The 10,395-nt window shown below is 62.6% G+C and carries 6 protein-coding genes; all 6 read left to right on the top strand.

Annotation, left to right across the window (positions count from 1 at the left end; all coding sequences use genetic code 11):
* Positions 1–987: 987 nt before the first annotated feature.
* The 6 genes from I2501_RS28195 to I2501_RS28175 all read left to right on the top strand — a co-directional run bounded on the left by I2501_RS28195 (position 988) and on the right by I2501_RS28175 (position 10,064).
* A complete protein-coding gene (locus tag I2501_RS28195; RefSeq protein ID WP_196197066.1) occupies positions 988–2,208 on the top strand; it encodes a hypothetical protein in 1,221 nt (406 codons plus the stop codon).
* Positions 2,205–4,175, top strand: coding sequence for a VMAP-C domain-containing protein (locus I2501_RS28190; protein WP_196197065.1), 1,971 nt, complete (start codon positions 2,205–2,207; stop codon positions 4,173–4,175). Before I2501_RS28195 ends, I2501_RS28190 begins: the two co-directional genes overlap by 4 nt.
* On the top strand, positions 4,172–5,206 hold the full coding sequence (locus I2501_RS28185; protein WP_196197064.1) for an AAA family ATPase: 1,035 nt from the start codon (positions 4,172–4,174) through the stop codon (positions 5,204–5,206). Before I2501_RS28190 ends, I2501_RS28185 begins: the two co-directional genes overlap by 4 nt.
* 8 nt (positions 5,207–5,214) lie before the next feature.
* On the top strand, positions 5,215–7,974 hold the full coding sequence (locus I2501_RS28180) for an SAV_2336 N-terminal domain-related protein (protein ID WP_196197063.1): 2,760 nt from the start codon (positions 5,215–5,217) through the stop codon (positions 7,972–7,974).
* A gap of 567 nt (positions 7,975–8,541) precedes the next feature.
* Complete coding sequence (locus tag I2501_RS40970; RefSeq protein WP_408022793.1) at positions 8,542–9,237, top strand: PIN domain-containing protein; 696 nt, start codon at positions 8,542–8,544, stop codon at positions 9,235–9,237.
* A complete protein-coding gene (locus I2501_RS28175) occupies positions 9,141–10,064 on the top strand; it encodes an integrase core domain-containing protein (RefSeq protein WP_408022792.1) in 924 nt (307 codons plus the stop codon). Before I2501_RS40970 ends, I2501_RS28175 begins: the two co-directional genes overlap by 97 nt.
* Positions 10,065–10,395: the final 331 nt, after the last annotated feature.

The following is a 10,395-nucleotide window of genomic DNA, read 5'->3' as shown; positions in this document are numbered from 1 at the left end:
ACTCCACGGTGCCCTTGGCCACACCACCCCGGCCGAACACGAAACCGCCTACCATCACCAAAGAACCCGCGCCGACGAACCCGTCAGCGCGTGACATCAAGCTCGATACCGAACCCGGAGCGGTTCAGGGATCCCTGGCACAAAGAATTCTGGGCATCTCGACCGTTGCGGGTGATAGCGGTCCAACATGGATTGGCCTGGGAGCGGATTGGGAGCCGAGCGCTCCCAGCCGAAAAACGACGAAAGCCGGTGTCTGATCAATCAGACACCGGCTCTGACCTGCGACTCTGGACATCTGTCCGAGTCGGGACGACAGGATTTGAACCTGCGACCCCTAGACCCCCAGATCATGGGGGAGACGTTTGCCCAGCTCAGCGGGGGAGTAGCACTCGGAATGCCGCGCCGATGAGCTGGGGATGTGCGCTTGCGCGCACTGCGTGTGGTCCCAAATTGGTCCCGGCGTGGCGATCGTGCCAATGGCCATTGGCGCTCGGCTCCCAACGCTTGGTCAGTGCGATCCGGCGCCGTGACACGCTTCACTGCTTCGCTTCCCGATTGGACCTCAAGACAGGCATGAGGTCGAGGGCGGGTGCTGACTGGGCTTTTGCGGTTTTGGTCTCGTGCGTCACGCTCGGCCACGAGGCCCTGGCCCCGCTGCGGGCGGCGGCGTACCGGAGCGTCATCCTGGTTGGACCGTGGAGAGGCAGCGCGCCCCGTCAGTAGGGCGGCACTGGCTCGCTTGTATCGGCAGCTCAGGGATGCGGATGGGTCGACAGAGCCCGAGCTGCTTCAGCGAGCTGTGGCCACGGTGCGTCACAAGGTGCTGATCACACAGTCCGTGAGGAGCGAACAGCGACAGGGCGGCGCGGCAGTTGGAAGGAGTGAGCTCTCACGAGAGCGCGGGCCAACCCGCTATGTTCCCCCTTGTTCATGGGTCATGGCGACTATCCTGCCGTCAGGCAGCACAGTTGGGGGGAGCAGAACCGTATGCGGTTGATCTTCGTTCACGGGACTGGCGTGCGTCGCGAGCGCTACGAGCAGTTGTCAGCTCTTGTCTTCTCGGGCCTGTCCGGGCGAATCCCCGACGCCGAGGTGGTGTCGTGCTATTGGGGGGACGACTTTGGAGCGACTCTGGCGGCTGGAGGCGCCTCGATCCCCGGATTCGACGGTACGCGTGGCGCTGCCGTCGGTGACCCCCTGAACCAGGCGACCGCCGAGTGGCAGCTTCTGCTTATGGATCCGCTCTGCGAACTACGTGTGCTTGCCGAGTTGGCCGCAGCCGATGACGACGGCCTAGGGATGCCAGGCGTTCGGCCTCTGGGCGAAGAGATCGCGGATCGTCTCGCCAGGCTCCTTGGTGACCAACCAGGCCGCGATGAACTGTCGCTACTGCTTGAGGCCACCTGCTTGCTCGCCCACTACCCCGGAGCCATCCAAGAAGTCGCTGACTCCGTCGAGTTTGCCGACGCGTGCGCCAAGGCTTCGGACGGCCCCACGGTGCGTGAACTCGCCGCCATCTCTGCCCGCGCTGTTGTCGCTCAGGCTCTGTACGCCGCTGCCGATGAGGCGTTGTGCACGGGTGATGAACGCGACCGTCTCGTCGACCTCCTCAGTGCCCGCCTTGGTGGCACCGGGCGATTCCCTGGTTCACGAGTGGGAGTGATACTGGGCACGCTCGCCCTCAGGTTGACCACGCAGCCAGCCCTCGACTTCTGGCGTGCTCCGCTAACCAAGAGGTCAGTCCCGGCTCTCGGCGACATCCTGCGCTACCAGACCCGAGGCGGACCTCTTCGGGATCGCTTGGAGGGGCTAATCGCTGCTAGCGCCGAGCCCACTGTCGTTATCGGTCATAGTTTGGGCGGCATCGCGCTAGTGGACCTCCTCGCCCTTACAGCCATCAGACCGAGCCCCTTCCCAATGCCGCGGCTTCTGGTGACTGTCGGCTCGCAGGCGCCGTTCCTTCATGAGCTGGGCGCTCTCACTGGCCTTCCGCCGACTGCCGCACTGCCACCAGAATTTCCGCGATGGCTCAACATCTTTGACCGTAAGGACCTCCTCGCTTACAGGGCTGAACCGGTCTTCCCAGACCCTCGCGTCACCGATCACGAAGTGAGCAGTCGGCAGCCCTTTCCACTCAGTCATGGCGCGTACTGGAAGCTCGACGCGATGTACGAGCGGATTGCGGAGGAGATCGAGGCATCGAAGTGAACAGGGATGCATCCGAGCGGATCGACCCGCGCCGTGTCTTTGCCCTAGTCGTGGGCATCGAGTCGTACGGCATCAGCGATAAGTGGGACCTTCCTGGGGCGGCCCGGGACGCCCAACGCGTCGCGGACTGGCTCACCCGTTCGGCCGGTGTTCCGGACGAGCAGGTGCACCTACTGCTCGCACCCCTCTCTCGGGGCTATCAGGAGATGCCGACGAGCCAATACCTCTCACCCACCCAGCACCACGTCGAGCGGATCCTCTTCAAGGAACTACCCTCATGCGATGGTGATCTGCTGTGGATCTACTGGGCCGGGCACGGATATCTCGACTCTGCTCACCAGATGCTCCTCCCATACTCGGATGCCACATCCGACTGGACAGCGCATCTCAATCTGGAGGCGGCACTGCGCTGGTGGAAGGGAGTCAGCTCAATCAGCGCCCGGTTTCGCAGGCTGATAGCGATTGGTGACGCCTGCCGGGTCGGCGCCCGCTTCGCGACGAAGCTCACCTTCGGAGACCAGGACTACGGAGCTCAACCGCCGGATCCCCGGCGCCGCCAGTTCACGCTGTTTGCCTCGCATGCTGGGGAGGTAGCCCAGAATCTCGCCGACCGGGGCGCGGGCCAGTTCACTGACGTCCTGATGCGCCGACTGGACACGACCACCCTTGATGAGGCTGTACCCGGCCTTGTCGATATCGCACGCTCCCTGCAGGCCGACTTTCAGCTGCTACGCACTAACGGGCTCGCCTGGCAGCGTCCTCAATTCGTAGTTGACAGAGACTGGACCGGCTCGACTCTATTTGGTGATCACTGGACCGGCCTCGACAACTCGGACTCCGTGGGGCCACGGGCCCCGCGCCTCGACCAACGCGCGTGGAGGGAACTCGGCCCGGTGTTGCACGGCCGAGACATTCCCGCGTACACGTACGACGCTTACCGCTGGGCGTTCGAGATCACAGGCTGCGCCCTTCCAAGCAGCCACGCCCTGCCGCCTGGCGGACTGACTGCCATCGCCTACGACCTCGACAATCGGCAGGGTCGGCAGCGAGATATGCCGCTGACGTTGCCCTTCGTACGTCATCTCGCCGCGTGGGCTGAGGACAGGGGTTGGGCCTGCGCAGCAGACGCCTGGGTAGATGCCACCCAAGAGCGTCTCGGCTCTGCGCCTGTCCCCACCCCTCCTGAACCAGAACCGGAAATAGCTGCGCTGCATGTACAGCTCACAGAAGACGAGGAGAGTGATGGAACCCACTGGACACGGATGTGGATATTCCGAGAAGGCTGCTTCGAAACGGTGTGGGAGTCGGATGAGCCCCTTGTTCTAGCAAGTGTTAAGGACTGCCTGGCCGAACAACTGCTTGCAAAGCAGGCCGGAGGGCCGGGGCGCATCGAATTCCACGTTCCGTATGGGCTGCTGGAGGAGGAGTTTGAGTCGTGGGAGCTACCCATAGGCAGGCATCGCAAGCTGATCCAACTCGGCTGGAGCTACGAGGTGGTCGTTCGTTGCCCCGCTGAGCGGGACGGTGTCGCTGGAGAGCACTGGCAGCGAAAGTGGCAGTGGTTCAAGGCCCACGGTGGAGTTCACCCCGAGGCCGTGCACGAGCTCGGTGACAGCGACGTGTCTGCGGCCCTCGGCGTGATCCTTCAGGCGACCGAACCGCCGGTCTGCGTGCTGGCGGGGGTCTCCGAGCACCACCTGATGGATGCGCTCGACGCTGTACTAGACGCGGGCATACCGATCGCAGTCTGGCCCCGCCGCGGCCGTGCCACCCAAATCCGGGGTGAACTAGCAGCGGCGCTCGCCGACGTAAACCGCATAGACGTCGGCCGACTCCCCTCGCTAATGAAGGCGCTTCGAATACCAGTGCTCAGCGCCTCGGCCGATGCGACATCCAAGGAGCCATACCCCCTCGCGCTGATGTGGGACGACCCTGAACGCGTACCTGAAAGGCGACAGCTGTCATGACGGAAAAGGAATGGTGGATCTATCGGGGCCCAGGGTCCGCCGAGGAGAAAATCGCGCGCCTGGCTGAACAGCGACCACCTTGGCGGGAGTTCACAGGAACACAGGATCCGCAATACTCGCCACCGGAAACCTGTGGCCCAATCTGGCACGAGACATATCGACGTGGTGAAGGGTATGTGCCGGATGTGGCAGAGAAGGACGCGGTCAATACGGCCCTGTATCTGCGCCGGCCTCTTCTGGTGACCGGGAAGCCGGGAAGCGGCAAGTCAACCCTCGCATATAGCATTGCGGTCGACCTGAAGCTTGGTCCCGTGCTGCACTGGCCGATTACGAGTCGTACGTCATTGCGCGATGGCCTGTACCAGTACGACGCGATCGGGAGGCTACATGATGCAAATCTGCGCAACCTCCAAGGCGTTCCGACCGCCCCCGTTGACCCGTCCATCGCGCCGTACTTGCGTCTTGGCCCTCTAGGTACCGCCTTGCTTCCTCAGAACAAACCCCGAGTGCTACTCATTGACGAGATTGACAAGGGAGACATCGACCTGCCCGGAGACCTCCTCACTGTATTTGAGGAGGGGGCATTCGAAATCCCGGAGCTGGCGAGGGTTGCTGCGCAGCAGTCGAAGGTGAAGATCGGCACGCACGACGATCCGCAAACGCAGGTGCGGGTGGAAGGGGGCCGAGTGCAGTGCAGATCATTCCCTGTTGTGGTCCTTACCAGCAATGGGGAACGTGACTTTCCCCCTCCCTTCCTGCGGCGTTGCATCAGACTCCATATGGAACCGCCGGGAAGAGAGAAGCTCACGCAGATTGTGCGACAGAGGCTCGGTCTTGACACCACTGTCGATGAGGGTTACAAGGATCTCATCGAGGCCTTTCTGGACCGCCGAATTGATGGCGACCTTGCGACCGATCAATTGCTCAATGCAGTGCAATTGCGCTTAAAGGGGGCCTGGTCCGATTCAGGCGACCGTGAGCAGTTCCTAGAGGCTGTACTCCAACGACTGACCGGACCCTCTTCGGCGTAGGGGCGCTCATGATCGATCTACTGCTCAGAGCACTAATCGAATCAGGGGCCGACGCTGGCCCGGAAGAGCTCGCGGAGATCCTGTGGCTTGCCATTCGTATTGGCGCCGTAGATCGGCAGGCCAATACGACTACTGGCATTAAACAGTCCGATGCTAATGAGCAATTGGCTCATCCTCGGGCCGGAATAGAGGTCGGCAGCCTAGAGGCTGTGGGTGGCGATGACTATTACTACGCCATGCCCAGGAATGAGGCAACTGCTGCCGTCCAGGGCTCCCGCCGGGGTGAAGGCGTTCTCGTGCGGCGGGCGATGGCGCTGCAGAACCCACTCGGCCTAATGAGAGCACTGCGCCCCCTGAGCAGCCGTACCGTACCCGGCAGTACGAGGACCGAACTCGACGAGGAGCGCAGCGTCGCTAGCAGCGTTGAACAAGGCATGGTGGTGCCGATCTTGAAGCCGCAGCGCGGCCGCTGGCTCGACTTGGCCATCGTTCTTGACAGCCACCACTCGATGTTGCTGTGGCACGATTTGGTAGCCGAGCTTTGCAGCGCCATTACGCAGACCGGCATATTCCGCGACGTGCGCCTGTGGTTCCTGAGCGGTACCGACGCAGGCGCCACCCCGACCGTTGCAACGTCGAAAGATGGGGCGCCGCGCCACCCTCAGGAGGTCGCTGACCCCTCTGGGCACCGGCTGGTACTGGTCGTCACGGATACGGTTGCGGAAGGTTGGAACGGTCCCGGCGTCGAAACGGTCCTGCGCCACTGGGCGACCCACAATCCGGTGGCTCTAGTGAACGTATTGCCCCGCCGTCTGTGGAGCCGGTGTGCTGTAACTCCGTCGGGTGTACTTGTGCGGGCCGGTAGGCCGGCGGCATCCAATGTTTCATGGCGCGTGGCCCTGCCCCAGCGGCGCAACATGCGGGCCAACCCGAAGTTCACAGGACAAACTCGGAGTCGGCTAGCAGACCGCATTGCAATCCCAATAGTGGAGGCCTCCCCAGTGGGCCTCGGGGCACTGGCTTCGCTGGTCGCAGGCAAGGGAAGGTGGAGCCGGATGTCGTGCTTCACGGTCAGCCGCGGCGGAACAACTTCAGAGGTATTGGCAGCGCAGGAACCCGCCGCTTCCGCGGATCTTGACGCGATGCAGGCCCTGCGCCGCTTCCGGGAAAGCGCCTCGCCCATCGCGCAAGAACTCGCTGGGTATCTGTCCGCCGTGCCACTGACGCTTCCCGTAATGACGCTAGTACGGCGAGCAATGGTCCCGCATTCCGAGCACGGACATCTGGCTGAGGTAGCCCTGGGCGGACTGTTCACGCAATGGCACGGTAGATCCCGCACTGGCGACATGGCGCGCTTCGAGTTCGACTTCATTCCCGGCGTGCGCGACGCGCTGCTGGGCTCCCAACTACGCCATGACATCACGGCCGTTCAGGAGCTTGTCCGGCGCGAGGTCGGGAAGTATGTTAAGGGACGTAGCGGTGCGCCGAGCAGCGACTTCCCCGCGACGCGAGCGACCACGGACGAAACGGGAGATAGGCCCATCGCACCGGCGGCGCTTCCCTTTGCGCAGTCTGCCGCCATCCCAGGGACCATGGGAGGGTCGAGCAGGGCACGACGGCAGAGCCCACGTAGTCACTCATCATTCCGGATCCCCGCCGGTGCCATGGCCATGGCGTCGGTATCTGGCGCAGACGGCCGCTCCCTTCTTGCAACTTACAGCCCGGACGGCACGATACGAATATGGGACCCTCGTGATGGATCTCTGGCCCGCGAACCTTTCATGGTGAGGGCGCCCGGGACCGTGGCCATCGCTGCTTTGCCACAGCGTGGACGCTCGACCCATCTGGCGACAATTAGCGTTGACGGAATGGTGCGCCTATGGGATTCAAACGATGGAGCGCTTAGCGGAACCGGTTTCACCATCAATCAGAGGGACGTATTGGCAATGACGGAATTCTCTTCGATTGAGAGGGGATTGCTTCTTGCCACCACTGGATACGGCGGGGGCGTACGACTCTGGGATGCGGCTGCCGGCGGATCGCAAGTCGGCAGAGAATATCACATCGGAACGTTTCCGGGGCGGGCGCTTACATTCCTTATGGATACCCGAAATCGGCCATATCTTGCCACGGCAGATTATTCGGGGGAAGTGCTCTTGTGGGATCTAGAGTCTCGTGACTTTGGTCCGCGCAGGCTAATGGCGATTCGCCCGCCAGAAATATTGGCAATGGCATCCATTGATAGGGCGAAACGGTCCAGTCTTCTTGCCACCATTGGGTATGACTCTGTCGTCCGCATTTGGGATCCATTTGCGCAATTCCCGTCTACGCGTTCAAGGTTTCACGATTACCTAAGCGCCATGAATCCGCTCGAATTTGAGAGTCTGATCATACGCCTCTTTGAAGCCATGGATGTAGGGAGAATTACGACGGCGGGAGGGGGCAGGGCGGGAATTGATGTGATCCTAACAAATCGCGAGACTGGCGAAGTCAGCATTGTGCAGGCTAAGTATGTGCAAAGGGCGGTGCCTACGGAAGAACTACAAATGCTGGCTAGGGCCATGGGTGACTTGCGGGCATCCAGGGGGATCCTCGTTACTAATGGTGTGTTCTCGAGGCCTAACTTCGAGCTTGCGAAAGACCTCGAACGCATTGAACTGATCGACGGCGAAAAATTGTGGGAACTAGTCCAGGAGTACCTGGCAAGTGAAATATCATCTGACGGATTTCCGATCGCGCAGAGACGCGAGACCAGCGACGACTACTGAGCTGAGAACCTCACGCCACGTCGCGATCACGGCGGCCACCGGCATCTCTGCCAGCCCCAACACGTCCCTGATGCGATGAAGGGGCGGGTCCTCCGCTCCTTCAGGGTTGACCAGCGCCAACCTGCCATGGCCACGATCTACGGGTGCCGTGTAGGAGTAGCTGTCGAGGACTCTGGATCAGAGGCACCCACGGATGGGACGTGCCACAGTATGGGGATGCTCGTTACTCCTCTGCCTGGCGTGGACCGGAAGCACCTCCTGGAAACCCTGCGCGCAGTGCATACCGATGTATCAAACCAGTACACTGGTGGACCAGTTGGCTTCGACAAGCGGCTACTTGCATATCTGGACTAGACAAGCACGGCCGTACAACGGCTCGGCTCTCACATCAGCGCTGCCGACCTTGACCGCTTGGTGCTCACGAGGCGATACGAGCTATTGCTTTCTGAGGTAGGCACCTTGGCAAGGACCAGTGACTTGGAGCGCCTCACCAACACGCTCGTTTCGCTGGAACTGAGGCAACGCACGGAGGCTTTCGAAGATGCCGTCAAGTCGCTCGCGCAAGAAATGGCGCTCTGGGAGCGGCGCGGTCGCCCGGTAGTTGCCGACAGCAGCTTCTACATCAAGCACTCGGACAAGCTTGAGGAAGTCAACTTCTCCGAGCTATTGGACCTCTGGGACGACTCTGTCCACCTCATCGTGCCCATGGTCGTAGTCGATGAGTTGGACCGGCTGAAGGAGCATAGGGACCGCCATGTTCGCTGGCGTGCGGGCTATACGCTGGCCGTCTTCGACCGTCTCTTTTATGGCGGTACCGCGCATGCCGTTCTGCAAAGGCCCGACACCGAGAGGCTACGCACCACAGGCATCGAGGCCGGCGGGGTGACTATCGAACTGCTGCTAGACCCTGTGGGTGCCGATTATTGCGTCCGCGCAGGTCAGGGCCGTCCTGCGCTCGAGGCTGTTCCGATCCGGCATGATCGCGTTTCGTGCTCGTGCGGTTCGCGTATCTCGCGGTCTCCCAGGTCTTCGCGGCCCTGCGTTTGCTCCCGATGGGCGACCGCGAGAAGGATGTCGAGATCCTGGCTTTGCGTCACCAACTCTCGGTCTTGCAGCGGCAACTCGGAGATGAGCGTCCGAGGTTCCGGTCGGAGGATCGGGCGTTCTTGGCAGCGCTGCTGTCGGGGTTGCCCCGGCAGACGCTGCGCACGATTCGGCTGCTGGTCAGCCCCGACACGGTCCTGCGCTGGCATCGCGACCTGATCAGGCGTCGACATGTTCGTGCGAGTGGCCGCCGTCGGCCGGGGCGCCCACGGACCGTAGCTTCGATTCGGCGTCTGGTGCTGCGGTTGGCGCGGGAGAACCCGCCCTGGGGCTACCGTCGCATCCACGGCGAGCTCGCGGCCCTCGGTATCCGGGTGGCGCCGTCTACCGTCTGGGAGATCCTCAAGGCAGGGGGTATCGACCCCGCGCCGAACCGCTCGAGCGTCACGTGGCCGGACTTCCTGCGCTCGCAGGCGGAGGCGATTTTGGCGATGGACTTCATCGAGACCGTCACGCTGTCCGGGCAGCGCCAGTACATCCTCGCCGCTGTCCACCACGCCAGCCGCCGGATCCGGATCCTCGGCACCACCGCGCACCCGACCCATGCCTGGGTCACCCAGGCGATGCGGAACCTGCTCATGGACCTGGAGGACGCCGGCCAGCTCGCCACAGTCCGGTTCCTGATCCGGGACCGGGACGCCAAGTACCCAGCCATGATGGACCAGATCCTTCAGAGCGCTGGCATCGCGACAGTTCTGACAGGCGTACAGGTGCCGCGGATGAACGCGGTCATGGAGCGCTGGGTCAGGACACTCAGGACCGAACTCCTCGACCGCACTCTCATCTGGAACGAGGCCCACCTGCGTTGGGTTCAATGGGTCTACGAGCGGCACTACAACCACCATCGCTCACACCGGTCCCTGGTCGGCGCCGCACCCCTGAGGGCCCTCCCCGCACGGCTCGAACCGCACCAGATCGAACGCCTGGACATACGCCGGCACGATCGACTCGGCGGAGTCCTCCATGAGTACCGGCACGCCGCTTGAGCTGCACGGACGGGAATTTCGGCACCCACAGCACCCAAGCGCATGTGGTCAAGAGCGCAACTCGGCCCCCGAGTGGTCGACAACATATGGCGCTTCGTCAAAAAGACTGCCCGGGGCCCTGATCTCACGGGCGCCCCAGGGCCTGTCGCGAAAGAATTCTGGGCATCTCGACCGTTGTGGGTGATAGCTGTCAACGTGGATTGACCTGGGAGCGGATTGGGAGCCGAGTGCTCCCAGCCTCGCTCCCAATCTGCTCCCAGCCGAAGTGGGCCGGAAAACGTCGAGAGCCGGTGTCTGATGAATCAGACACCGGCTCTGACCTGCGACTCTG

The sequence above is a fragment of the Streptacidiphilus fuscans genome, from assembly GCF_015690355.1.
Classification (GTDB): Bacteria; Actinomycetota; Actinomycetes; order Streptomycetales; family Streptomycetaceae; genus Streptacidiphilus; species Streptacidiphilus fuscans.
Note: the sequence above shows the minus strand (reverse complement) of the source record. Positions and strands in the feature narration are given on the sequence as shown.

Bases quoted from the DNA above. Each gene is read 5' to 3' on its own strand.
- I2501_RS28195 (WP_196197066.1), top strand. From the start codon at position 988: ATGCGGTTGATCTTCGTTCACGGGACTGGCGTGCGTCGCGAGCGCTAC.
- I2501_RS28185 (WP_196197064.1), top strand. From the start codon at position 4,172: ATGACGGAAAAGGAATGGTGGATCTATCGGGGCCCAGGGTCCGCCGAG.
- I2501_RS28180 (WP_196197063.1), top strand. From the start codon at position 5,215: ATGATCGATCTACTGCTCAGAGCACTAATCGAATCAGGGGCCGACGCT.
- I2501_RS40970 (WP_408022793.1), top strand. From the start codon at position 8,542: ATGGCGCTCTGGGAGCGGCGCGGTCGCCCGGTAGTTGCCGACAGCAGC.